This window comes from Lutimonas halocynthiae (assembly GCF_030409835.1).
Classification (GTDB): Bacteria; Bacteroidota; Bacteroidia; order Flavobacteriales; family Flavobacteriaceae; genus Lutimonas; species Lutimonas halocynthiae.
In genome coordinates, this window is sequence record NZ_JAUFQO010000003.1 from 58,925 (window position 1) to 85,329 (window position 26,405).

At 36.7% G+C, this 26,405-nt stretch carries 19 protein-coding genes; 11 read left to right on the forward strand and 8 right to left on the reverse strand.

Features of this window, described 5'->3' with window-relative positions; genetic code table 11:
* Nucleotides 1-24: 24 nt before the first annotated feature.
* Both QWY87_RS04805 and QWY87_RS04810 read left to right on the forward strand, forming a co-directional pair.
* Nucleotides 25-1,071 carry a zinc-dependent alcohol dehydrogenase family protein gene (locus QWY87_RS04805; protein ID WP_290288896.1) on the forward strand — a complete coding sequence of 349 codons (1,047 nt, stop codon included), beginning with the start codon at nucleotides 25-27 and terminating at the stop codon, nucleotides 1,069-1,071.
* A gap of 123 nt (nucleotides 1,072-1,194) precedes the next feature.
* Nucleotides 1,195-3,075, forward strand: coding sequence for a hypothetical protein (locus tag QWY87_RS04810; RefSeq protein WP_290288897.1), 1,881 nt, complete (start codon nucleotides 1,195-1,197; stop codon nucleotides 3,073-3,075).
* Between the two features lie 103 nt (nucleotides 3,076-3,178).
* Here the strand turns inward: QWY87_RS04810 and QWY87_RS04815 are convergent, their stop codons facing one another.
* From QWY87_RS04815 to QWY87_RS04825, 3 genes are all read right to left on the reverse strand, one after another.
* Nucleotides 3,179-5,125: a thiamine pyrophosphate-dependent enzyme gene (locus QWY87_RS04815; protein ID WP_290288899.1), complete on the reverse strand. Its 1,947-nt coding sequence runs from the start codon at nucleotides 5,123-5,125 to the stop codon at nucleotides 3,179-3,181.
* Nucleotides 5,126-5,198: 73 nt separating this feature from the next.
* Nucleotides 5,199-6,092, reverse strand: coding sequence for a Dyp-type peroxidase (locus tag QWY87_RS04820; RefSeq protein ID WP_290288901.1), 894 nt, complete (start codon nucleotides 6,090-6,092; stop codon nucleotides 5,199-5,201).
* 29 nt (nucleotides 6,093-6,121) lie between these two features.
* Nucleotides 6,122-6,397 carry a hypothetical protein gene (locus tag QWY87_RS04825; RefSeq protein ID WP_290288903.1) on the reverse strand — a complete coding sequence of 92 codons (276 nt, stop codon included), beginning with the start codon at nucleotides 6,395-6,397 and terminating at the stop codon, nucleotides 6,122-6,124.
* A gap of 276 nt (nucleotides 6,398-6,673) precedes the next feature.
* Between QWY87_RS04825 and QWY87_RS04830 the strand changes: the two genes are divergently transcribed.
* Nucleotides 6,674-7,771: an alpha/beta hydrolase gene (locus tag QWY87_RS04830; protein ID WP_290288906.1), complete on the forward strand. Its 1,098-nt coding sequence runs from the start codon at nucleotides 6,674-6,676 to the stop codon at nucleotides 7,769-7,771.
* An 82-nt stretch (nucleotides 7,772-7,853) separates the two neighbouring features.
* Here the strand turns inward: QWY87_RS04830 and QWY87_RS04835 are convergent, their stop codons facing one another.
* Nucleotides 7,854-8,306: a hypothetical protein gene (locus QWY87_RS04835; RefSeq protein ID WP_290288909.1), complete on the reverse strand. Its 453-nt coding sequence runs from the start codon at nucleotides 8,304-8,306 to the stop codon at nucleotides 7,854-7,856.
* A gap of 160 nt (nucleotides 8,307-8,466) precedes the next feature.
* Entirely contained in the window at nucleotides 8,467-10,650 is a 2,184-nt protein-coding gene (katG, locus tag QWY87_RS04840) for a catalase/peroxidase HPI (protein WP_290288911.1), read from the reverse strand.
* 346 nt (nucleotides 10,651-10,996) lie between these two features.
* On the opposite strand from katG, the gene QWY87_RS04845 reads away from it, so the two are divergent.
* Genes QWY87_RS04845 through QWY87_RS04855 form a run of 3 tightly spaced genes read left to right on the forward strand, consistent with a single transcriptional unit; the run spans nucleotide 10,997 to nucleotide 12,565 of the window.
* On the forward strand, nucleotides 10,997-11,416 hold the full coding sequence (locus tag QWY87_RS04845) for a DoxX family protein (protein ID WP_290288914.1): 420 nt from the start codon (nucleotides 10,997-10,999) through the stop codon (nucleotides 11,414-11,416).
* On the forward strand, nucleotides 11,416-11,883 hold the full coding sequence (locus QWY87_RS04850) for a MarR family winged helix-turn-helix transcriptional regulator (RefSeq protein WP_290288916.1): 468 nt from the start codon (nucleotides 11,416-11,418) through the stop codon (nucleotides 11,881-11,883). Before QWY87_RS04845 ends, QWY87_RS04850 begins: the two co-directional genes overlap by 1 nt.
* Nucleotides 11,884-11,932: 49 nt before the next feature.
* Nucleotides 11,933-12,565 carry a nitroreductase family protein gene (locus tag QWY87_RS04855; RefSeq protein WP_290288918.1) on the forward strand — a complete coding sequence of 211 codons (633 nt, stop codon included), beginning with the start codon at nucleotides 11,933-11,935 and terminating at the stop codon, nucleotides 12,563-12,565.
* A gap of 115 nt (nucleotides 12,566-12,680) precedes the next feature.
* Here the strand turns inward: QWY87_RS04855 and QWY87_RS04860 are convergent, their stop codons facing one another.
* Genes QWY87_RS04860 through QWY87_RS04870 form a run of 3 tightly spaced genes read right to left on the reverse strand, consistent with a single transcriptional unit; the run spans nucleotide 12,681 to nucleotide 18,376 of the window.
* Entirely contained in the window at nucleotides 12,681-13,019 is a 339-nt protein-coding gene (locus QWY87_RS04860; RefSeq protein WP_290288919.1) for an anti-sigma factor antagonist, read from the reverse strand.
* 2 nt (nucleotides 13,020-13,021) lie between these two features.
* Nucleotides 13,022-17,104 carry a SpoIIE family protein phosphatase gene (locus QWY87_RS04865; RefSeq protein WP_290288921.1) on the reverse strand — a complete coding sequence of 1,361 codons (4,083 nt, stop codon included), beginning with the start codon at nucleotides 17,102-17,104 and terminating at the stop codon, nucleotides 13,022-13,024.
* Nucleotides 17,105-17,131: 27 nt separating this feature from the next.
* Complete coding sequence (locus QWY87_RS04870; RefSeq protein WP_290288922.1) at nucleotides 17,132-18,376, reverse strand: putative porin; 1,245 nt, start codon at nucleotides 18,374-18,376, stop codon at nucleotides 17,132-17,134.
* A 479-nt stretch (nucleotides 18,377-18,855) separates the two neighbouring features.
* On the opposite strand from QWY87_RS04870, the gene QWY87_RS04875 reads away from it, so the two are divergent.
* The 5 genes from QWY87_RS04875 (at nucleotide 18,856) to QWY87_RS04895 (ending at nucleotide 26,396) form a co-directional block, all read left to right on the forward strand.
* On the forward strand, nucleotides 18,856-21,780 hold the full coding sequence (locus tag QWY87_RS04875; protein ID WP_290288924.1) for an OmpA family protein: 2,925 nt from the start codon (nucleotides 18,856-18,858) through the stop codon (nucleotides 21,778-21,780).
* Nucleotides 21,781-21,907: 127 nt separating this feature from the next.
* Nucleotides 21,908-23,053 (forward strand): MFS transporter, encoded by a 1,146-nt coding sequence (locus QWY87_RS04880; RefSeq protein ID WP_290288927.1) that lies wholly within the window; start codon nucleotides 21,908-21,910, stop codon nucleotides 23,051-23,053.
* Between the two features lie 83 nt (nucleotides 23,054-23,136).
* Nucleotides 23,137-24,048 carry a carboxylesterase family protein gene (locus QWY87_RS04885; RefSeq protein WP_290288930.1) on the forward strand — a complete coding sequence of 304 codons (912 nt, stop codon included), beginning with the start codon at nucleotides 23,137-23,139 and terminating at the stop codon, nucleotides 24,046-24,048.
* A gap of 101 nt (nucleotides 24,049-24,149) precedes the next feature.
* Nucleotides 24,150-24,701, forward strand: coding sequence for a gluconate 2-dehydrogenase subunit 3 family protein (locus QWY87_RS04890; protein WP_290288933.1), 552 nt, complete (start codon nucleotides 24,150-24,152; stop codon nucleotides 24,699-24,701).
* Nucleotides 24,702-24,713: 12 nt separating this feature from the next.
* Nucleotides 24,714-26,396, forward strand: coding sequence for a GMC oxidoreductase (locus tag QWY87_RS04895; RefSeq protein ID WP_290288935.1), 1,683 nt, complete (start codon nucleotides 24,714-24,716; stop codon nucleotides 26,394-26,396).
* Nucleotides 26,397-26,405 lie beyond the last annotated feature (9 nt).

Consider the following 26,405-nt stretch of genomic DNA (forward strand, 5'->3'; position numbering starts at 1 on the left):
GACCTGATCAATTTATAAAAGAATATGAAAGCAGCAGTTTATGAAAAATTTCAAGGACCTATAAGTGTTCAGAATGTAGCAGACCCAAAACCAAATAATCATGGGGTCATTATTTCTGTGAAAGCTACAGGATTGTGCCGTAGTGATTGGCATGGTTGGATGGGTCACGATGCAGATATTGAATTGCCCCATGTTCCTGGGCATGAGTTTGCCGGAACTATAGAAATTGTTGGAAAAAATGTCAAAAATTTTAAGGTAGGAGACAGAGTTACCGCCCCTTTTGTATGTGGATGTGGAAGTTGTAGACAGTGCTTATCAGGAAATCATCAAGTGTGTGACCGTCAATCACAACCCGGTTTTACACATTGGGGTTCTTTTGCACAATATGTTGCCTTGGATTATGCTGATATTAATTTGGTGAAATTACCTGAAGAGATTAACGATATAACTGCTGCAATTTTGGGTTGTAGATTTGTTACATCATACAGGGCAATAGTTCACCAAGGCAAGGTTTCTGGGGGTCAATACGTAGCTGTACATGGCTGTGGTGGTGTCGGACTATCCGCTATAATGATCGCGCAAGCTATGGGGGCTCAGGTAATAGCAGTAGACATTAATGATGAATCCTTAAAACTTGCGAAAAGACTGGGAGCATTTGCAACCATAAATGCCTCGCAAAACAATGATACAGTTGAGCAAGTCAAATCAATAAGCCAAGGTGGAGTTCACGTATCAATAGATGCTCTGGGTAGTGACATTACTTGTTATAATTCTGTTTCGAATCTAAGGAAAAGAGGCAAACACATTCAGGTTGGCTTGATGACAGGAAGCCATAAAGATTCGAAGGTCCCTATGAATAAGGTGTTGGCTGGAGAATTAGAAATCATTGGAAGTCATGGAATGCAGGCATATAAATATCCTGATATGCTAGAAATGATTAAAAATGGCAAACTGCAACCTGAAAAACTAATAGAAAAGACTATTTCACTTCAAGAAGCGACTATTGCCTTGCCAGGCATGAATAATTTCGATAATAAAGGCGTTTGGGTTATCAATTCTTTTGATGGTTGATAAGTAAGAATTCATTCTTTAATTTGAGCTAAAGATGAGGAGTAAAAAGCACTTTTGAAAGCATGTGTTTTTTTGTTTTATGATGCATATCAATTAATCGGTTGATAGGAATCATTTGTTGTTTTGCTGCTAAGGTTTAACTTAGAGCCAATTGTTTTAAAAGGCTTCATTGGTATTTATAGATCAAGAGGAGGTTTTTTCATTTGGTATAAGAGTATGCCCGGAAATACGTTTTTTGAAGAACTGAAACGCCGTAATGTTGTTAAGGCATCTATTGCTTATTTGGTGGTGTCCTGGATTTTGTTACAGGTGGCCAGTAATATATTGCCCATTGTTGAAGCGCCTGCGTGGATATTAAAAACCTTTTCATTTTTCTTAGTCATAGGCTTTCCAATCTGGATCATTTTTTCATGGGTTTATGAAGTTACACCTGAAGGGGTAAAGAAAACTGCTAAGGTTTCTTCTAACAATTTGATTACCGATAAAACCAATAAACGTTTAAATATTTTAATCATAATTGGATTGATTTCAGCAATGGCTCTTTCATTTTATAACAGACCTAAGTCAATAGCCGCTTCAATTGATCCCTTGATTTTGGAAAATACAATTGCAGTTTTGCCCTTTGACGATTTGAGTTCAGGTGGCGATACAGAATGGTTTTGTGATGGAATAACTGAAGACATAAGAACGAGTCTGGCAAAGATAAAAGGTGTAAAAAAAGTAATTTCACATACCAGTGTAAAAAAGTATAAAGGGTCGTTTAAAACAATTCCTGAAATAGCGGATGAATTAGATGTCTCTTATATTTTAGAAGGTAGTGTAAGAAAACATGACAACAAGATTATAGTTACTGCAAAACTTGTTGATGCTGGAGATAATCGAATTTGGTCAAATCAGTATAATAATAACTTTGATAAAATTTTTGACATTCAGAATGATGTTTCCAAAAGAATTGCGCAACAATTGCAAATAGCAATAAGCCCAGAAGAAGATAAATCATTTAATACGGTACCAACAGATAATTTTGAAGCTTATGAGCTTTATTTAAGAGGACGTCATTTGTTACATCAAAGATCACCCGAATCAGCAAACCGATCTATAGAATATTTAAAAGAGTCCATTAGATTAGATTCTGCTTATGCTCCTGCTTATGTGGCTCTGGCTGAAAATTATATTCTACAGAATATGTTTATTAAAAATAATGAAGAAAAACTAATACACAGAATAAAATGTCGCAAAGCCATTGATAAAGCACTTGAATTGGATAATGACCTGGCAGAAGCTTATATTTCAAAAGGTCATATGATAGGCATGTATGAATGGAACTGGGAGGAAATGAAAAAAATGGTAGATAAAGGATTGGAAATAGAGCCCAATAATTCAAAAGGTCATATGACGCTCTCAATGTATTATTTGATAAAAAGTGATTTCACCAAATCTATAGAAGAGTCGTTAATTGCTGAAAGACTTGATCCGCTTAATCCTATGATAGGATCCTATGTCGGTTACAATTATTATTTAGCTCAAGATTATTCGGGAGCAATAGATCAATATGAAAAGGTTCTTAAAGTATTTCCTAATGACCCAATGACATGGGGAGATGTGGCAGAAGCGCAATATTTCTCTGGCAAAAAAGAAGCAGCAACTGATTCTTGGGTTCAGTTTTTTAAAATTATGGGAAGTGATGATATGGCGAATATATTTGCTACTGAAACACTGAACGTTGCTATTGAAAAGTGGTATAGAGGAGCATTGGAAGGGGATGAACTCTATTGTTCGAACCCCACTACAATAGCAAAAGCGCATATGCTAATTGATAAGGAACAAGTCTCTTTTAAATACTTGGAAATTGCTTATAAATACCATGATGAAAACCTCCCTTTTTACTTGTTGTTGCCTCATTTTTACCCGTTGCATGATAATCCTCGATTTAGAGATTTGGTTGTAAAAACAGGTGTGACTTTACCTCAGGTTGATCAACCAGAGTTTGTTCTAAAAGATTAAAACAAATAGTTTTTAGCTTCCCCTTAGAATCTATCAAAGAAAAGGGCACAATGTCAATACCTCTTTGAATTAAAAAAAAATGTTCTTAACAAATTTGAATCAATTAAATCAAATTTACATCCGTAGCAATCTCAAGAAGAGCAGGGCCTTGGTGTTCAAATAATTGTTTCATTGCCTTATCTAGCTCCTCAATAGCTACTACCTTAATTCCTAAGGCTCCGCAACTATTGGCATATTCTGAAAAATCAGGATTTACCAGGTCAGTTGCCCATTTATCCCAACCTCCCGCGCGTTGTTCCTTGCTGATTTTTCCTAGTTCACTATTATTAATGATAATGGTTTTTATTGGCATATTATATTTTACAGCTGTGGTTATTTCAGCCAAATATTGGCAAAACCCTCCGTCTCCTGCAACAGCAATGATGGGTCTGTCATTCCCAACAGCAGCCCATGCACCCATAGAAGCAGGAAATGCAAATCCGATAGAACCCAGATATCCTGACATGAGAAAAGTATGTTTTTTACTTTCGAAGTAACGCCCAAAAGAATAGGCGTTATTACCGACATCTACACACATTACAGCGTTTTCAGGGGCGTATCTGTTTAGGGCATCGAATACAGCAATTGAACTGAGACCTTGATGTCCATTTTCTCTCAATCGCTTTTGTTTTTCTTCTTTCCAAATACGCCATCTATTTGAAATTTCATTTCTCTGATCTATTTTGTTGCCAGAAATAGATTCTGTTTTTTCCGAAATCAACCCAACAGTTCTAGAAATCTCTCCGTAAACGGCAACATCTACTTTATGGAATTTACTCAATGCCATAGGGTCAAAATCAATTTGAATCGTAGGTTTTTTTGGCGTAATACCTGTATGATTAGAAAAGGAAGCGCCAATTACTAATAAGACGTCAGCCTCATTCATAAAATATGAAGCGATGGGAGTTCCACTCCTTCCCAGCACCCCACATCCTAATGGGTGGCTATCTGAGATTTGACCTTTTCCCTTAAAGGTTGTCATGACCGGGGCATTTATTTTTTCTGCTAATCCTATAATTTTATCCATGTGGAATCTGGCTCCATGACCAACAATAATAACTGGGCGTTTAGATGTAGTCAATAGCGAAACGGCTTCGTTTAAACTTTCTTCCGGGGGTGCAATGTCTAATGCTGTAATTCTTTGATGTGGCGTTTGGGCCTTTGCGCCATTTGCAGGAAGTACCTGCACTTGATCAGGGAATGTTAAATGAGAAACATCCCTATTCAAAATGGCATGTTTTACTGCTAAAGTCATTAATTCACTGTGCCTGCTTTGATGTTCCACACGATGGTTAAAACCAGCTACTGATTCAAAGGCGCGTACTAAATCCACTTCTTGAAAATTGCCTGTTCCCACAACTTGCGTTGCCACCTGACCTGTTAAAGCTAAAATAGGTGCTCTGTCTACTTTAGCATCCCATAAGCCAGTAAACATATTGGTACTTCCAGGACCCGCTATACCAAAACAGGCGGCAGGTTTTCCGGTCAATTTTCCATAGGCAGCGGCTGCAAAGGCACCTGCTCCCTCATGCCGAATTCCAATAAACTTTAATTTCCCTTGAACTTCTAATCTTCTAAACGCATCTGCTAATCCGAGGTTAGAATGTCCAACCATACCAAAAACCCTGTTTACACCCCAATTCACCATGGTCTCTGCCATGACATCCGTTATTGTTTTTTCATGAGGTGGTTCTTCTTCTAAACCAACATACACTGCCTCTTCTTCTATTTTTAGATCATACTTTTGTAAGCCATCTCCAAAACCATCAGAATCACCGCCGCATGGATTAAAGTCCCAGCCGTGCCAAGGGCAACGCAATAAACCATTTTCTATTGAACCTTCTCCTAAGGGGCCGCCCTGATGTGGGCATTTATTTGTAATGGCATTGTATTTACCTTTGAAATGAGTAAGACAAACTTGGGTATGGCCCGCATTCACAGTCATTACCCTATTCTCTTGAAGCGCGTTTTTATTCTCTAATACTTTATGCCAAATTAATTGCTTACTCATTGCTCAAGTTTCTTTAAATGATTTGTTTAATCCCCAACAGAAGGATTAAGATTCTATTGCTAATCAGCAACAGTTAGTTTGGAGTTAATATTTCCGATAGTTCCTTGCTTGAAGGAGCGAAATAATAAGCCCCTGATTCCGGTTTTGAAAAATCCATAAGTCTATCGCTTATTCCATCATCTGAAAGGCCTAGCATGCTTTTTAACTGCACATCAAAACGCTGAATAGATTTTGAAAAACCTAAAAAGAACAGACCATTGTCTTCGGTATTAGCAAAAGGAAAACTCCTTCTATAGATTTTCATAGCCTCACCATCTACTTTTAAATCCACACTACTTACATGCGAATTATTGGGTTGAGCATCTCCTTCCAATTCGATACTATCTTCTTTTGTTCTTCCTATTATTTTTTCTTGCTCCTCTACTTTATGTTCGTGAAATGAAGTTAAATCATGTGTCCATTTTTGGGTTAAAACAAAAGTTCCATTTTCATGTGTCTCCCCTAAAGGTATTAATACTTCAAGCTTTCTTTTATCACCTTTTGGATTTGCCGACCCATCAACGAATCCGGTAATATCTCTTGAGTCGTGATATCTAAACCCTTCCTGTTCAATATCAATTGTCAAAAAAGGATTGATCAATTTTTTACTATGTAATACAAAATCAAAAATGACACTTTTAGAAAAACTATGCCCCCAAATAAAAATTTCCGATTGAGAACTGGGCATTTTAAGATGATTAATTCCAGTTAAGCTTTTAAAATCTTTGAAGCCATCAGGAACTTTAGACCCTATTTTTTCATATCCAGATTTACTAAATGATATGAGTACTTGAAGCTGGTCTGAATTCATTTCAAGAACCTTTATTAAACACTTTTTTAATTGATTGATATCTGCAGCTGATTTTATGCTGCATTCTAGAAAAACAGCACTTGTACTTCCTTCTGTAAAAATTGCATTTTGTGGCATAACTTTTCCTTTTATTAAATATCTATAATCTATTCATGTTCATATTTAGTACTGCATTGTTTACACTCCCATTCTGTCCCTTTTTTTTGTAAATCAATTCCATACAAATACTGACTTGCCAGGGCTTGAATCCACCCTTTGTGTTCTTCAATATTATTAAGATCAATATCTTTTTTTCTAACGGCTTTATAAAACTCACCCCCATATTCTTGCCTTCCCCAGCAATTTGGGCAGTAGCCATGAGGAACTTCTTCTCTTTTTTTACCTTGTTTTATGTAATCGATTAAATTTGATAATGCGCTCATAGTTGCATGCTTTTAATTAGTTAATTGGGTTTTCATTTTTGTATTGAAACAAATGCTTTAGGATAATCTTGAATAGTGCAGAAAATCACTGCTATTGCTAAAAATACAACTTCTTTTTTTATTTAAAACTTTATCAAAGGTTGCAATTTGAATAGATACTAGTTTGAGACAGCGTCCAGCCCAAAAATGATTAGAATCAATAGGCGTTTTGATTGAAGTCATTTGATGGGACTTATGTCTGAGGTAACTTTATAATTCAATTTTAAATTCAGTATTATGAAGAAGCCAATTTACCTTATCGCATTATTAGTTGCCATTCTAGGGTTTTGGTCCTGTGAGAATGACGATGATGACCCAGTTTTAGTTAGCAAACTAGAAGTTAAGGAGTTTACCAGTGAGGCCCTTTTGAATAACCCCATTGGTAATCCTGATGTAAGAAAAATGCAGGTCTATCTGCCTAAGGGATATGATCCAAGCAATGCTAAGAAGTACCCGGTTGTTTATCTGCTGCATAGTTTGCCTTTTACAGAGGAATCATTTATTTCTCCGGAAACCTGGGATCCTTGGATTGGAGGAGCAAGTCCTTTTCAAACCTATCCAGATTTTCCTGAAAATGGATTTAAGAATTGGATTGATGGACTTATTGATTCAGGCCTCATTGATCCCATGATTATCGTTATGCCTAACGCAGAGAGTATGTATGGATTTAGTTGGTATTCAAATTCCGAATTGAATGGTGGTTTTGAAGATTATATTGTCAATGATCTGGTCAGTTTTATTGACAGTAATTACAGAACATTTGCGAATAAGGATGGAAGGGCAGTTATTGGTGTTTCACAAGGAGGTTATGGCGCAGTAAAAATTGGGATGCAACATCCTGATAAATTTGGTGTGATAGCGGGTCATAGTGGTATGTTATATCTTGACGGAATTCTGACATGGGGTCAGCTTCTTTTAGATGAGAATCCAGATGGTTTTGTAGGACCTCATCCAGATAAATTTTTAACAAGTGCAATGTATTCTATGAGTGCTGCCTGGTCGCCCAATATGAATAATCCGCCTTTTATGGTTGACCTCCCTTTTGCCTACCCCTCTGGTGCCATAATACCCACCGTCAGGGATAGAATGTTGAAACATGATGTATTTACTATGCTGGATACATATTTGGATAATATGAAATCTTTAAATGGGATTTTTATTGATTGTGGAGAATTAGACGAACTAGGAATGACAGGTATTGTTAATGCCTTTTGCTTAAAGATGGATGCAATGGGAGTTGAGCATACTTATGAGACCTTCAATGGAGGACATTTTGATCAGTTGTATTCAAGGCTTGAGCGTTCCCTTACATTTGTTTCTGAGAAAATGAATTGATAACTGCGAATTGATTGATTGAATCGCAGTTTTAAAGAAAAAGAGTTGCACTAAACTGTAACTCTTTTTTTATCAAATTTAATCAATCCAATTTGAGCAAGTCGTCAAGAGAATCTAATGAAACTCGTTTTCTTAAGATTTTCATTTTTCTCTTAAAGTATTTTTTTTGAATTCTACTGCCGTTTTTCCGAAGTGAGGCCTTAAAATTTTGAAATACTGCTATACTGTCTGAATCGGTTTTAGGGCTATAAGGGTTTACCTGAATGAGAAAACTACTAATAAATCGTTTCCATCCAAAAGCAGAAATATCTTTAGATTGAAGTACTTGTTTCGTCTCTATTTTAAAAAAATTGAGTTGTAAACTAGTATCAAGCATTTCAATTTTTTCTAATTCTGAATCAGAAAAAAATTGACATAAGACATCCTTAATTTCCTCAAATGATTCTTTTTTTTTGGTAAATATGTATATCCCTCTGGAAGAATTGAAAACAAATGGTTTATAGGATAAATGAGAAGTAATATGATTATTAATCATTTCTTGTTTTTGTCTATTCAAAAACAATGCCTGACAATTTAATCTTGGTTTTAAAACGATACTACAAATCATTTGTTAATTCATTAGTTACATCCCTCGAGTATTAATTTGCCATGCATGCCTTATCGAATCAGCATGCATAGCAAAGTTTTTAACTAAATTATTTAAGATCAAAGCGATCAAGATTCATCACCTTGTTCCAGGCAGCAATAAAGTCTGCTACAAATTTACCCTGGGAATCAGCACATCCATATACTTCTGCTAGGGCGCGTAATTCAGAATTTGATCCAAAGATGAGATCAACTCGTGTCCCGGTCCATTTAATTGAGCCCGTTTTGCGATCACGACCTTCAAAGACTTCTTGTGAATCAGAATTTGAACTCCATGTAATACCCATGTCAAGCAGGTTCACGAAAAAGTCGTTAGTGAGTGCATCAGCACGGTTTGTAAATACACCGTGTTGGGAATTATCAAAGTTAGTATTTAAGACACGCATGCCTCCAATCAAAACCGTCATTTCAGGAGGAGTAAGGGTCAATAGTTGAGACCTGTCTATCAACATTTCTTCTGCCGATGCCACATGCTTAGGCTTAAAATAATTCCTGAAACCATCAGAAGTAGGTTCTAAAGCAGCAAATGAGTCAACATCAGTTTGACTTTGTGAGGCGTCTGCACGCCCAGGTGTAAAGGGCACAGTTATTTTATGTCCTGCATTATGAGCCGCCTTCTCAATACCAGCACATCCGCCAAGAACGATTAGATCAGCCATAGAAACTTCTTTGCCAAAACCTTTTTGAATTGACTCAAGAGTGGCTAGAACATTTGATAATTGAGCAGGATTGTTTACCTCCCAGTTGTTTTGTGGTTCAAGCTGAATACGTCCTCCATTGGCTCCACCTCGTTTATCAGATCCACGGAAAGTGGAGGCCGATGCCCAGGCTGTAGATACCAACTGAGAAACTGAGAGGCCTGACTCAAGTATTTTAGCTTTTAGATCTGCAATGTCATTTTCAGAAATAAGTGAATGTGTTACAGCAGGAATAGGATCTTGCCAGATAAGTACTTCATCAGGAACTTCAGAACCTAAATAAAGGGCAATAGGGCCCATATCACGGTGTGTTAATTTAAACCAGGCTCTTGCAAAAACATCGGCAAATTCTTTAGGATTTTCATGAAAACGCCTTGAAATAGGTTCATAGATAGGATCCATTTTAAGAGCCATATCAGCAGTAGTCATCATAAGTGCCTGGGTATTTGCAGGATTACCTGCTGCGGGTGCTCTGCGTGCATTGGAAGCCGCGGTAGGTGTCCATTGATGCGCTCCCGCAGGACTTTTTGTCAATTCCCAGTCATAGCCTAACAATACGTCAAAGTATTCATCATTCCATTCAGTTGGGCTAGGTGTCCAAGCACCTTCAACACCACTCGTTATGGTATCATCACCAACACCACTTCCAAATGAATTTTTCCAACCTAGTCCTTGTTCTTCAATACCCGCTCCTGCAGGTTCTCTACCCACATATTTATCCGGATCAGCTGCACCATGAGCCTTTCCAAAAGTATGACCCCCGGCAACAAGAGCAACAGTCTCTTCGTCATTCATGGCCATACGACCAAAAGTTTCACGAATATCTATGGCAGACTTAAGTGGGTCTGGATTGCCATTAGGACCTTCAGGGTTCACGTAAATCAGTCCCATTTGAACGGCTCCAAGTGGATTCTCTAAATCGCGGTCACCTGTATAACGTTTGTCTCCAAGCCAATCAGTTTCAGTACCCCAATAAACATCTTGTTCAGGCTCCCAAATATCTTCACGTCCGCCACCGAAACCAAAGGTTTCAAATCCCATAGATTCAAGGGCGCAATTACCTGCAAGAATTAAAAGATCAGCCCATGATAATTTTTCTCCATATTTCTGTTTAACGGGCCAAAGTAGTAAACGTGCCTTGTCCAGGTTGCCATTGTCTGGCCAACTGTTAAGTGGAGCAAAGCGTTGACTTCCTGAGCCACCGCCACCTCGACCATCTTGAATTCGATAAGTACCCGCGCTATGCCATGCCATCCTGATAAAGAATGGTCCGTAATGTCCATAATCAGCCGGCCACCAGTCTTGTGAATCGGTCATTAATTTAAATAAATCATTTTTTACAGCTTTGAGGTCAAGTTTTTTAAATTCCGCTGCGTAGTTAAAATTTTCACCCATAGGATTCGACTTTGAAGCGTGTTGTCGAAGAATGTTCAGGTTTAGCATGTTTGGCCACCAATCTCTGTTAGAGGTGCCACGGCCGGCGGTGTGAGTGACTGCACCCCCATGAAATGGGCACTTACTTTCGTTGTTATCCATCTTAGTTTTATTTGAAGTTTTTAATCCTTTAATTTAGTGAACTTTAGCTAAAATTCATGTCAATTGGATTAGTTTTTATTGATGGTTGTATAAGTAAAAATGATTTGTCAATGTAAACTACAGTAGATTGTAGTGTTTTTGATAATTAAAGGTTTGAACTAAAAGCTTTTTTGTATAAGCTTCACGGACTTTTTCTATTGAATTAAGAGGATGGTTTAAGCGGCCTCAACACTTATTTTTCTTGAGAGGAATCACTTATTCAATTGAAACTGATCACTCCATTGATAAATTGACTATATTTGCATCGTGCACGATATAAGCGTGCACGTTTTAAAAAAAATAGCAGATGAAAACATCAAAAGTTCAAAATATTTTTAGAATTCTATTAGCAGTATTTATGATTTATGCTGGCATCAGTCATTTGACTTTTAGCCGGATAGATTTTCAAGCACAGGTTCCTGACTGGTTGCCATTGAGTAAAGATCTTGTAGTGATACTCTCCGGAATAGTTGAGATAACGCTAGGGTTGGGCTTGGCCTTTTGGAAGAAAGAACGTATTCGATTTGGATGGGCATTGGCCATCTTTTTTATCTTGATTTTTCCGGGGAATATTTCACAATATTTGGAAGGTAAAGATGCATTTGGGGTTTTAGATTCTGACGGGGCACGTTTAAGAAGGTTGTTTTTTCAGCCAGTTCTGGTAGTGTGGGCTTTATGGTCATCAGGGGCGTGGCAAGATTGGAGGACTATTAAAACTAAAAAATAATGAAAGAGGAAAAACTTTTATTGAGCAGTCAAATTTGCTTTCCAATCTATTCGGTTTCACGTCTTTTAACCAAAGCCTATAAGCCACATCTTGAGGAACTAGGAATCACTTATCCTCAGTATTTGGTGCTTATGGTATTATGGGAGAATGATAAAGTATCGGTAAATCAAATTACTGAAAAACTCTTATTGAATACCAATACCATGTCTCCGTTATTAAAACGAATGGAAAAAATGGATCTAGTCAACCGTACTCGTTCCAAAGAAGATGAAAGAATTGTCATCGTAGCATTAACAGATAAAGGAAGGGAATTAAAGACGAAGGCGTTGCCAATTCCTGATAGACTATTTGATGAAATAGTGACAGATGAAATCGAAATCGATGACATGCTAAAATTAAAAGATACTCTTTGTGAATTGATAAGTGTTCTCACGGTTAAAAACGAAGCTTCTGTTCCATCAGAATGATACAAAACGATAAAGAAAATAATAATATTAATAAACAGATTAGATATATATGGAATTACTAGATAAATTAAATTGGAGATATGCGGCAAAAGCCATGAATGGTAAAAAGGTGCCTCAGGAAAAAATAGATAATATAATTGAAGCCATTTCATTGTCACCAACTTCGAGTGGATTACAACCGTTTGAGATAATTGTGATCACGAATCAAGAACTAAAAGAAAAAATTCGACCTGTTTCTTGGAATCAATCTGTGATTACAGATTGCTCACATCTGATTGTTTTTGCAGCTTGGGATACCTATACTGCAGAACGAATCAATAAAATGTTTGATTTGACCAATACCGTGAGAGGTTTTGAAAATGAAGGATGGGAGAATTACCGTAAAATGTTATTGGGCAGCTACCCTCAGAAGGATCCAGAAGTGAATTTTAACCATGCAGCCAAACAGGCTTATATTGCTTTTTCACAGGCCATTGCTGCCGCGGCATTTGAAGGAGTTGATAGCACGCCATTAGAAGGTTTTGACCCCGATGCATTGGATAAAATACTAGGTTTAAGAGAGAAAGGACTTAGAAGTTGTGTGATGCTTCCTTTAGGTTATAGAGATGATAAAAACGATTGGTTGGTCAATCTTACTAAGGTTCGCAAGAATAAAGAAGATTTGGTTACACTAATTGAATAAAAAATCATTATTTAATTACAGAAATAGCAAAGAGTCGCCTAAGAGCGGCTCTTTTTGATTTCAGAGATATGGAACAAGATTTAATCAGTCTATTAAAATTGAATTTGTTTTCAGACTACATCTCTTTTAGCGCTTGATCTACGGTTGGTTTTACGTCTATAATGGTATTAAAACCCGAAACATGAAGAATGTCTTTAACAATTTCATTTGGATGACAAAGGATCACCTTTCCAGACCGAGCCATCATTTGTTTTGCTGTGGCTAAAAATATTCTTAGTCCGGCACTACTTACATACCTGGTGTTTTCAAGGTCAATCGCCATCTTAGTAGCGCCTTTTTCTAAAGATTTATTAATCTCAACTTCCGCTTCAGGTGAAGTATTTGTGTCAAGCGTCCCATTTAAACCTATAATGACAATATCATTTATTTCTTTCAATGTGATTTTTAAACTCATCTTTATTTAATATTTATATTGTATTTAATCAAATTTATAATATTTCTTTTGGACTGTCTTATGTAATGGTACTCATCTACTAAATTTTTAACAATATGGACACCTAGACCCCCAAGATTTCTCTCTGAAATCGATAATTCTATATCCGGCGACGCAGCTCGAAATGGATTAAACGGTATACCATCATCTTCTATAGTAATTATCAGGCGTAAATATTTAAGCTGAAAATTCACAAGAATGTGATGCTCATCATCGTCTTTGAAGGCGTAAGAAATAATATTATTCAACAATTCATCTAAGACGATATTAAATTTTTGAATAGCTCCTCTTGACAAATCATTTTCCCTTGCAAATGCCTCAAAATATGCGATAATTTTTGGCATCTCACTGAGTTTATTACGAATTTTAATCGATGACTGTTCGCTGATGTGTTTGTCTTTATACTGCAAATACTGTAAGGCGAGAACTGTAATATCATCAAACTGTTCTGTGCCATTTTCAAATTCTTTGACACTTTCTACAATGATTTTAGTCAGTGATTTGGTTGAATCATATTTTCCTTCTTGAATTAATTTTAATAATCTTGGTACCGAATAAAATTCTTCCTTTGTATTTTGGGCCTCAGAAACACCGTCAGTATAGGCGAGAATAATATCATCCTTGTCAATGAAAAGCGTCGTTTCATCATAAGCCATGCCCTCCATAGCACCAATAACTGGTCCGTGCAGATCATCCAAAACCATGATGTCTCGATTTTCTCCAATGATGTACGAAGGATTATGACCCGCATTGGAATAGATAAGTTTTCCGGTATCTGTATTTAATATGGCGGCGAATACTGTTATAAACATATAGGAATCGTTGTCTTTGGCAATTTCATTGTTAACCTGTGTTAATATACTCGCTGTAGACTGGTCATTTGCGGCCCTTGATTTTAGCAGGGTTTTGGCTACCGCCATCTCCAAAGCAGCTGGCACACCTTTACCAGAAACATCTCCTACGGCAAAGTAAATATGATTTTCATCTAAAAAGTGAAAGTCATAAAAATCACCACCCACCTCACGGGCAGGGATTAGGTCAGCGTAAACATCTATTTCATTTCTTTCCGGAAAGGCAGGAAAAGTTAAAGGTAACATGCTCATTTGTATGTTTTTACCAACGTTTAACTCGCCTTCCATTCGTTTATTTGCCTTCACCAGAATTGCTTCAGTCTTTTTTCGTTTTGTAATGTCTCGAATAATTCCACTAAAATTCATTCCATTTATTCCTTCCCACATAGATAAGGCCAAGCTAATCGGGAAAATCGTTTTGTCTTTCTTTTGGCCTTCCATTTCAACGATTTTATTTATGGCGTGTTTTTCACCGCCACTTAAAACCCGTTCCATTCCGGCATGATGACGCGCATGGTATTTTTCAGGGATAATAAGATCAAGGTTTTGCCCTATGGCTTCTTCCTCGGAAAAACCAAATATTTTTGATGCAGCTGGATTCCATGACTCTATGATGCCATTTTTGTCTGCAGAAATTATGGCATCGATCGCACTTGAGGTTATTGAACGAAACCTGTTTTCAGAAGCCCTGATTTTTTCTTCAGCATCTTTGTGTTCTGTAATGTCTCTTCCTATGCCAATGAGTCCGGCCAGATGACCTTCTCTGTTGAAGTAAGGTGTTTTTAAAGTTTCCATGACAACTCGATTCCCATCAGACTTGATATTAACAGATTCAAATAATTCTGATGAAGCTGAATTCAAAATCATTTCATCAGAATCCATATGCTTACCAGCTCTTTCACGAGGTAAAATATCAAAGTCAGTTTTCCCAATTAATTCACTGATGTCCATTTCTATATGTTTTTCAAATGCACTGTTGGCCCCTACATATTTTTTATTGACATCTTTGTAAAAAATAATGTCTGGAATCGCATTGATCAGAATTTTTAAAAAGGCCTTTTCTTCATTTAATTCTTTTGTTCGCAGCACAACTCTTTCTTCAAGTTGATCTTTAGATGTTATCAGAGCGGCATTGGCCTTTTCTCCCAGCTCCAATGAAAACAGAATGGCAAAAATCATGAGGATTACCAAGCCACTGAATATGCCTAGTAAGCTCAGTTGCATGGTAGCATAAGTAGACTCTCCTTCCTCGATGTCTATTTCTGAAGCCATCCCCAGTCCCATTTGTGCATCCCATAACCAAGATCCATAAACTGGTACGCCACGATAATCTCTATACCCCAGCATATTTGTTCCAGATTTACCTTTGATTGCATCGGATGCCATTACCGTAAGTGGTTGTTGCTCTCTTGGCACCTCTGATCGATACCCGGTTATCATATTTCCTCCTGGGTCTCTGATGTCGAGTTGAAGTATATCCTCTTGATCATAAGAGATTAAACCTATGTTTCGTAAATCTGATTTGAACCTGCTTTCAGAAAGAAGCCTTCCATTATGGTCAAAGACGTAGCTCTCGCCAGTTTTTCCAATTCGACTTAATTGCATAACTCTCGAGAATCCCAGAGTGGGGTCGATTCTAATTGCCAGTGCCGCTAATATCTCTCCAGTGGCACCTTCAACTGGTGTCACGAAAAATATAGTAGGAGGTAAATTTGGGTTTCCGTTTCTTTCAATAGGATCAAGATGGACATCAGACTCTATAGGAGGAACAAAAACGGAGTTTCCTTCGAACACCTGCTGCATCAGTTCAGGTCTATGGCTGTAAATGACGTTTAGAGTCCCGACATTTTCATCTCTTGAGGAGGCGAGGTTGAGGTATTCTTTATCGATAATAAAAAAACCGGCACTTTCAAGCGGCCCTTTGTATTTATTATAAAAAGCCCTCAATTTTACCTGGGCATCTGAATTTAGCAAGGCATTACTATCTTTAGAAACGGTCAGAATTTCTCTGGTGGCTTCAACCAATATCGGATCTCTTCCAAATTCCTGCGTAATTAACTGGTGACCGTCTACCCATATTTTTAATCTCTCATGAGTGCTTTCTAAAGTCATTTCAAGATTGATTTCCAGATCGTTAAGAATTTTATTCTTATTATGTTCCATGGCCAGCCATCCAAAAAATGAAATAACAAATAAAATTAATAAGGTTCCCATTATCGTAATGACACGAAATCTTTTAGACCCAATTTCAAGCACTATTTCTTCTTTGACTACTGTTTTGAAAAAATATTTTATTGCGTAATGCCCGATAATAAATAAGATAATAATACCTGATATACTTTTAATTATCAAGGAAGTAAAGTTAATAGACTCTTCTATATTAATACTGTCTGCGATAATCCACTTATTACGTAAACCAGCCATTTCTTCTGCTGAAATGCTCTCTAAGCCTTTTTGTAAAATATTTTTTAGTATAAGATTTTCTTTAGATACAGCCATATGAAGTGCAGGGTAATCCATTTTATCTAGCTTAACTTCTGATGACATCTTAATGTTAGGAATAAAATCTGAATTCATATAGTGTGAAACGACTCCAACACTTTCAACAAAGCCATCCAATTCATGAGTGGACACCTTTACCAGCCCTTCGCGAACATTGTCAATCTCCACCGCATTGATATTGGGATAATTTTTTTTCAACTGAGCAGTGATCGCAAAGCCTTTCATTACAGCAATATTTTTGTTCGAAAGGTCATGAATTGTATTAATGGTGTCATTCGTATTGGTAACTAAAACACTTGGCTGTATATAATAACTTGAAGTAAATTCCATATATGATATCCTATCATCATCCTTAAATACGGCAGGTAAAATTTGAATTTCATCATTTTTAAACAGATCCAGAATCTCATCCCAGGTATAACCATTTACCAGATTAATATCTAAGCCAGTTTTTTCTGCAATGAGTTTAATTAAATCAATTGAGTATCCTGCCGGATTCTCGTCTGCATCAACATAATCGAAAGGAGGCCAATCTGTTTCATTGGCAACATTTAAAGTTTGATGCGAAGAAATCCACTCTAATTCTTCCTCTGTAAATTCTATAGGAGTATTTTGAGCCGTTGTTTTTAATACAAAAATAAACAGCATTAGAATTGTTAAGGAGAGAATTTTCAATGCACTTACAGCCTTCATGTTTAATTAGATTTAAAATTTATAAAGTCAAAAATAGTATCCAAAATTTATGTTCAATCTTGAGTTCCAGGTTTCATCTTCAGGGTGGGCCAATCCGATTCCAGGACCTCCCGAAAACCACATGTTTTGTCCAAAAATATAATCGAAATAGGCATAAAGCCCTCTTTTGATAAGCGTTGTTCCCAGTACAATCTGTTTTGAATTACTGCCATAACCTTGTTTCGGACTAACCATGCTCATATTCAAATAGACCTTTATTCTATCAAGGTATTTCTTGTTGATATGAATATCATTCGCTAGGTTGAAAGTATAGACATCTGCTTTGGTAGTCACTTCAAACGGGAACATAAAAGCCCCAAATTGTATCGTTTTTTCACTTAGGTCTTCAGGGTTTTTTGGACGATACTCGTAGCTTATCCATTGCAAATGCATATTCCATTTTTTGTAAAACAAATTGTTATGTAAGGCAAAAGCATGTCTGTTGCCCTTCTCTTTTGTAATCTTGTTATAGATTTGTCCGGCCTCCAGAGACAGACCAAGATTCATCAATAAATCTTCATTTAGGTTCCATTTATATGCTGACCTTATATTGAATTGGTTAATTTCTTGGTTTGCTTGTATATCATCGGTTACCAGGTCAAATGAATACCTCCCATAACGTTCAGAATCAATGTATTCAGGGTTTTTATAAAAAGCGGCTTGAAGGTTCCAGGAAGCATCATCATAGATATATTTAATACCGGCATCATAGTCATCTTCAAAGCCTAAATAGTAGGTTGCATTGAACCAAAAACTATGGGCTGCATATGGCAGAATCCCGAAAGGAACTTGGTGTATCCCAATTTGCAATGATGAATTTTTTGAGAGATGATATCCAAAATACCCATGGTGAATGGCATTAAAATTCCCATACCATCTATATTCAACAGATAGAAAAATATCCTTGTAGTCAATGTCTGCATTTAATCGAAACAACTCAAAGCCAAAATCACCCATACGATCCATGTTTTCCTGATCATAATTTTTATATGAATAATTCAGCCGAAGGGCCCCACCCAGCTTAATTTTCGGTAATGTCTTTATACTATCTACTTTGTTTTTTTCACTTGAGTTTAGAATATCATTTAAAAAATTAGTTCTCTCATTGTTTACCTGGTCTGACGGGCTTCTTTTCTGATCGAATGTTTGGTCATTTTGGCTGTAGGTCAAATCGATAACAGAGACTAATAATAGAATTAACAGACCAGTATTTCTATGTGACAATTTTCTCATCGATTCAACAGTGTTTGTTCAGAACTTATTGGATAATCGATGCACTTCAATTGCTAATGCATCAATACAAGATGCATGCAACTTGATTGCAATTAAAATTTAACGACTAATAAAACCCAACAGTTAACAATAGTGTTATCGCAACAAAATATCAATGCATGGAGAATGAGTTTGGTGGTTGATTCTTAAAGCACTGAATTAATAATTTCCATTGATTTGCGAAAGTCTCAAACCTAAAGATAGTCAATTTAAATAACTATCTGCGAATCAACCACTAATCAAAAAGTGTGGTGTCAATTTGATTCTTTTTATAATTGAGTTTGAAAAAACCTAATTTCCTATAGGGAATTAGAAAATGTCGTTAATAAATGTTTTAATAACTAATTGTCAAGCCTATAGCATATGTGCAAATAAGTTGGTAGTATGTAGTCTTATTAACCGAAGCCTATTCGGGAATTATTACTCTAACTAATAGATCGATGAAAAAATTTGTTTGTATGTTATTTCTGTGTGTGTCTTGTGGGATATTCGCACAGGATTCTCCTGGTATTTACACTGTTGAAAATGTAAAAATTAACACTCCCCATTCAGATTTTGGGACTGCATTTTTAGGAAAGGATAAAGTCGTATTTGCCGCACCAAGAGATGGGTTTACATTGAACAGAGAAGAATACAAAGGGCAGCCTTTTTTGGATTTGCACGTTGCAGAAGTTTCTGAGGATGGGAAATTAATTAGAAAACAGAAGCTGCCAGGTGATGTGAATACGAAATATCATGAGGGTATGGTTACCTTTTCTAAGGATATGAAAACAGTTTATTTCAGTGCAAACGGGAAAATAAAAAGAGTAAAAAGAAAGAAGGATAAAGACAGAGATAATGAAGTGAAAACCAAAGGAACTGCCAATATTCATTTGTTTAAAGCAAGTATAGATGAAAATGGCGATTGGGGTAATTTAGAAATGCTTCCATTTAATGATGACCGATATTCAACAGGGCATCCTGTTTTAAATTGGGATGATTCCAAACTTTATTTTGTTTCTGACAGCCCTGAATCGCTTGGAAGAACTGATATTTTTGTAGTTGATATATACGAGGATGGTACGTATGGAGAACCGATTAATCTGGGTCCAAAAATTAATACACAAGAAAGAGAAATGTTTCCCTTTATAGGAATGGATAATGTTTTGTACTTTTCTTCAGATGGTTTTGCAGGTTTTGGAGAACTTGATGTCTATGCCAGTAAAATATTTGATAACACTGTTTCTGATCCCATCAATTTGGAAGCACCGGTTAATAGTATAAGCGACGACTTTGCCTATATCATTGATGACCAGAAACACAAGGGTTATTTTTCTTCGAACCGTGAAGGCGGAAGAGGAGATGATGATATCTATTCTTTTACTGCTTCTCCACCGATATATATTGAATGTCAGCAGGAAATAACGGGTGTCGTCAAAAATATTGACACCCAAGAATTAATTCCAAACGTGACAATTATATTGTTTGATAAAGAGGGTGAAAAGTTGCAATCTTTTATGTCAAATGAAGAGGAAGCGGCTTTCAGTTTTATGCAGTCTTGCAATAGCAGTTTTAAAATTCAAGGCTTTCTAGAAGGATACTTAGTGGGGGAGATGGATATTCAAACCGTGAACGATTTAAATGCGGAGCCGATAGAAATTGTGTTGAACATGACAGTAGACCCTGATCTTGCGCCTGATACGATCGTTGAAACCACGCAATTTGATGATACTGAAGCTGAAAATAAAGATGCAGAAGCCAATTCAATTACTGCAGCCGAAACTGATAATTCTTCAGCCGCAGTTGTTGCTGTTGTAGCAACTGATCATAATAACAATGAAACTGAATTAAAGGAAGCAGATCAAACCAATCCATCTCAGATTGCTGCTAAAGAGGATGCCATTTCGTCAACTGAAACTGCATCTTCGGCGACAGTTGCTGCTGCTGATACGGCAAAGGATAAAGAGAATGAAAAGAACCTAATTACGGCAGTTGAAGATGCTAATTCCAGCTCAGTAACAGCTACTGGTACTAATAATTCTACGGCGGGTGAAATTTCAGATAGCGTAGTCTCAAATACTGAAGTAACTTCGGTTGATCGATCTAATCCTGATAGTTCTTCAGAGGTTGCGAAAACAGCTACAGCAGCATCAAGTTCAAAGGCAACTTCGAGTTCTTCATCTAATGCTGGTAAAACTTCTGCAGCAGTTATTGCAGCTGCGGCTGTTGTTTCTGGAGCAGATAATGAGAATACTGCAGAAACGCAAGTTGAGGAAAGTGATATCGCCCAGACGGTCGAAACATCACAACTTCCTGATTCTAAAGAGAAGGAAGTAAATGAAGACGGATCTATTGCAGCTAATAGTGCTATAGCTAGTACTCCGGTAGCTGCTGCCAATACTCAAAATCAAGATACTAAAGGTAGCCAGGTTGCTACTACCGAACAAGAAGTTGCGAATAGTAACAAAAGTGAAGAGCAAGCTGCTCTTTCTGAAAACACAATAGTTTCAGATGGTCAGGCCATAACTTCTTCTGAAAGTGCTCAACAAAACGAAGCGCTAACTACATCGAGTATCTCAGAAGAGGCAAAGAGTGATGAGCTTGAGACTGAGACAGCCGTTGCCGCAAACAGCAAAAACGTTTCGCAACCTGATTTGGCCCTAAATTACCAGCAGACTCATATTGATTTAGAAGGCTTGAATATCAATACAATTTATTTTGATTTTGATAAGAGTCAGATTAGATATGATGCAAAAATAGAATTGAATAAGCTGGTAAAAGTGATGAAAGAGTATCCTGAAATGAAGATAGAAGTAAATGCCCATACTGATATCCGAGGGAAGAAGAAGTATAATGATGGCTTGTCAAATAAAAGAGCGGATGCTACGACCAAGTACCTGATTGAAAATGGAGTTGAATCAAAAAGAATTGCATCTTATTGGTTTGGAGAACGACGCCCGGCAGAAAAGTGTAGCAAGGAATCTCCTTGTTCTGGCTTTCAACATCAATTGAACAGAAGATCAGAGTTTTCAATTATTAATAAATCGTCAGAAGAGGTTATCGTAAAATCTGTTAACAGGAAAAATACCATGAATCAAAAGGAGGATAGCTATACCTCAAATTCAGGTCTTTTTATGAACTATAATTTTTATGAGGACACTCAGGTTTATACCGTGCAAATTGGCGCCTTCAAGGGGCAGGTACAAACTGATAAGTACAGTAAACTAACAGACTTGTTTAACCATCGTTATGACGATGGACTCAACAGGTATTATTCAGGTATTTTTGAAACCTCTACTGAAGCTAGAAACCATATGAAGCGAATGAGAAAGAATGGTTATGTTGGGGCTTTTGTTGTTGGATTAAAGGGTGAAAATAGATTTTAAGCGATCTTATCCTCAATAATTAAGCGCGTATACAGCGTCTGTTAAAGCAGCATTTTTATATTTTTTTGATAGGTATTTTTTTTAAAACTTAGAATTCCAACTCAAGTTTGTAATGTATATTTGCGGGATGAAGCAAAGTACATCTCAAAGGCTGTCTATAAGTGCCTATTTCTTTTTATTTGGATTTGGTTTTGCTACCTGGGCTTCAAGAATACCCTCTATCAAATCGAACTTTGATTTTAATGAAGCTGAATTGGGAAATTTATTACTGGTGATGCCAATAAGTTCTCTCATTGGGCTGCCAATTTCAGGATGGCTTGTTTCAAAATTCAATAGTCGCATTCCCTTATTTATTTCATTCATAATCATTGTTATTTCCTTATACCTAATAGGAACTGCGAGTTCTTTAGCCGAATTGGTCATCGCGGTATCCCTATTTGCTTTTTGCACTAGAATAGGCAATATTTCTATTAATACCATGTCTTTGGCGCTTCAGAAAACACAAGAGAAAAAAATCATTGGATCTTTTCATGGACTTTGGAGCTTAGGAGGATTGGCAGGAGCCTTATTTTCAACAATTATGGTGAGTGCTAATGTTTTGATGAAAGATCATTTTCTATATGTTTGTATATTTAGCCTGGTTTTTGGGATACTGTCCTTTCCTTTTTTAATGGATAAAGACAAGTCTTCAAGCGGGAATAAATTAATACTTGGAAAGCCTGATAAATATATTTTATACCTGGGCCTTATGGTCTTTTTTGGAGCACTTTGTGAAGGAGGAATGTTTGACTGGAGTGGTGTCTATTTTAAAGAAGTAGTTGGTGAAGAAGTGTTTACATTGGGATATCTCATCTTTATGACTTTTATGGCATTATCTCGTTTTTATTCTGATAGATTGGTGGATGAAATAGGAATGAAAAACACCTATTTACTAGGTGCCGGAATAGTTACAATAGGTATGGCCATTGTCATTATCTTTCCAACTTACTGGCCGGTGCTTATCGGTTTTTCTTTGGTAGGAATTGGCGTAGCTTCAGTTTTTCCAATGACTTTTTCTCTAGCCGGAAGTTCGAAGAAGTATTCGCCTGGTATGGCCATATCAATAATATCCACTTATGGAATCATAGGCATGCTAATTGGTCCTCCTCTTGTTGGATACCTGGCCCATTTGGTAGGTTTAAAATATGCCTTTATTTTATTTATTATATGCGGATTGATGCTGATTCCCTTATCAAGAGCGTTTTTTAGATTGGAAAATGATTCAGCAGAATAATCGATATGATACAGGTTTGCAGTAAATCATTTGAGAATAGAATCACAATTTAATATATTTGAATTTAATGTTATCCGAATATAATGAATCGAATATACATATTGGTTTTTAGCTTGGTTTTTCTAGCTTGTGGAGGAGGAGATGGGGATGACATCAAAGTTATTCAAGAGAATGAAAACCACGGAAATTATGAAGAAGAAATAATTGAAGAAGAAGTTTTTTCTGTTACTATTGATGAAACAGACTTAGTAAACCTTCCAAAGGATAATGGAGGAAGTCATATAGCCATTAAAAAAGAAAATACTGATGCAGCTTATGGTTATTATATTTACAAACCTGAAGGCTATGCAAATGATGGTCCAGCGTATCCTTTACTTATATTTTTGCATGGCTGGAGTCCTAATTTAGGAAAAGAACCATTAGAAAGTATATTGGTTCACGGACCTCCCAGATTAATTGAAACCAATAAATGGGACCCTATATTTCCGTTTTTAGTTGTTTCACCGCAATTGACAGGAAGTAGTTATTGGCCACCATATAAAATGCATTCTTTTATTGAATATTTAATGGAAAAATACCAAGTGAATAAGGATCGCATTTATTTAACCGGCTTGAGTTTAGGAGGTGGTGGTTGTTGGTATTATGCAGGTGAATACGCCGATAATTATCTTGCAGCTATAGTTCCAATAAGCGCTTCTGGTGCACCCAGTTTGATTGATAATTTGACGAAGATTCCGATATGGGCTTTTCATGGTGGACAAGACTCAACTGTCAAAGCTTATGAAAACTATGGTTCTGTTCCGCTGGTTGAAGCGATAAATTTGAATTCCCCCAAGGTAAGAGCACGAATAACCGTGTATGAGAGTTCGGGGCATGATGCCTGGGGAATAACTTATAGTGGCGCTGGAAAAAACTATGCAAGCAAAAAATACGATAGTTTTAATATGGATATATATGAATGGATGCTGGCCTATAAGAAAAGCGATCAAGACTAATTAATTGTATCACGTGAATTCTTAATATATCCATGAAACTGATTGAAAAGTGAGTTAATCGACATTATTTTTATATTTTAAGGCATTGAACAAAAGTACTTATGAATAGAAGAGAACTATTAAAAAAATCTGCTATTGCCTCTTTAGGCCTAGCCTTTTCACCAGCTTTATTGCTATCTCTTGAAAGTTGTTCTAAAAAAAGACCAACTTCAGATATGCCAGTTTACTTAGATCAGGAACAGTTTGACAGCATTTGGCAAATTGCTGAGCTCGTTTTACCAAAGACTGATTCACCAGGGGCAGATGATGCAAGGGTTACCCCATTTATAGATCAATTATTTGGAGAATTCTTTGAGGAGGAGATAAAAATAAAATACACTAATGGTTTAAAAGCTTTCTTGGAAAACTGTAAAAGCCAGAAAGGAAAATCATTTCTAAATCTTGACGAAAAAGGTCAGATAGCATATTTAGAAATGGTAGATAGTGATGAGGCAAAAGACTCTTTTTTTAGGTCTTTTAAAAGGATTATTCTTTGGGCTTATTTTACTTCAGAACCTGGAATGAAGAGTATGAATTATTTGCCTGTTCCTGGCAGGTTTAATGGCTGTATTGAAATTGATAAAAACGAAAAAAATCTGGTTGGAAACCGATAAGAGAGGCTAGAAATGAAAGAAAATAAATTTGATGTTATCGTAATTGGTTCTGGTATGTCTGGTGGATGGGCTGCAAAAGAATTTACAGAAAAGGGAATGAAAACCTTGGTTTTAGAAAGGGGAAGAATGGTTGAACATATAAAAGACTATCCTACAACCAATATGCCACCATGGGAATTTTCTTTTAGGAAAGAACCTACTAAAGAAACCAGAGAAGAGTTTCCTATTCAAAAGGGGGTTTATGCATTTAACGAGGCCACCAAAGATTTTTGGGCCAGTGATAAAAAACATCCCTATACAACTCCTGAAGACAAGCCTTTCAAATGGTTAAAAGGATTTCAAACAGGGGGTAAGAGTCTTTTGTGGTATCGACAGTCATACCGCCTGAGCGAAATTGATTTTGAAGCTCATGAGCAAGATGGTCACGGAATAGACTGGCCTGTTCGGTATAAGGATATAGCACCCTGGTATGACTATGTTGAAGATTATGTTGGTGTAAGCGGAAGAAAAGAAGGTTTAAAACAACTACCGGATGGTAAGTTTTTGCCTCCGATGGACATGAATTGTGTTGAAGAAGATTTAAAAAAATCTATAAAGGAGAATTTTGATGGCAGGGTCATGACAATTGGCAGGACGGCACACCTTACAGAAAGACATCTTGAACGAGGCCCTTGTCAATACAGAAATATGTGCGAAACAGGCTGTCCGTTTAATGGTTATTTCAGTAGTGTGGGTGTGACACTTCCAGCTGCTAAGGCAACAGGTAATATGACCTTTAAGCCAAATTCTATTGTTCATTCCATTATTTACGATGAGAAGAAAGGGAAAGCAACAGGAGTAAAGGTGATCAATGCTGAAACAAAAGAAACAACAGAATATTTTGCAAGAGTCATATTTCTTTGTGCATCAACTTTGCCGAGCACTCAAATTATGTTGAACAGTACTTCAGAACATTTTCCAAATGGAATTGCAAATTCAAGCGGTATGTTAGGACATCACCTTATGGATCACTTTATGGTGGGCATGGGGGCGCGTGTTGAAGGGTTTGAAGATGGTTATTACGATGGGCACCGTCCAAATGGTATCTATATACCGCGGTATCAAAACATAGACCGACAAGAAGAGGACTTTGCAAGAGGTTTTGGGTTTCAGGGAGGTGCAAGCAGACAGAGTTGGAATAGAGGCTTTGATCAAAAAGGCTTTGGTCCTGAATTCAAAGATTCTCTGGCCAAACCAGGCCCTTGGTATATACATTTAGGTGGCTATGGTGAATGCTTACCTTATTATGATAATATGGTCTCACTGCATCCTGATAAAAAAGATGAATGGGGCATGCCAATATTGCATATCAGTTGTGAGTTAAAAGAAAATGAGCAAAAGATCATGGACGAAATGGTGGTGCAGGGGAAGGAAATGTTAGAAAAGGCAGGATACAAAGATATTTATAGCGCATCTAAAGATGAATGGGTATTTGGAGAAGGAATACATGAGATGGGTACAGCCCGTATGGGAAGAGACCCCAAAACATCAGTATTAAACCAATGGAATGCCTGTCATGATGTGCCAAATTTATTTGTCACCGATGGCTCTTTTATGACCTCTGCTGGTTGTCAAAATCCTTCATTAACTTATATGGCATTTACCGCACGAGCAGCTAATTATGCCGTGGAACAAATGAAAAAAGGAATTTATTAATAAAATAAT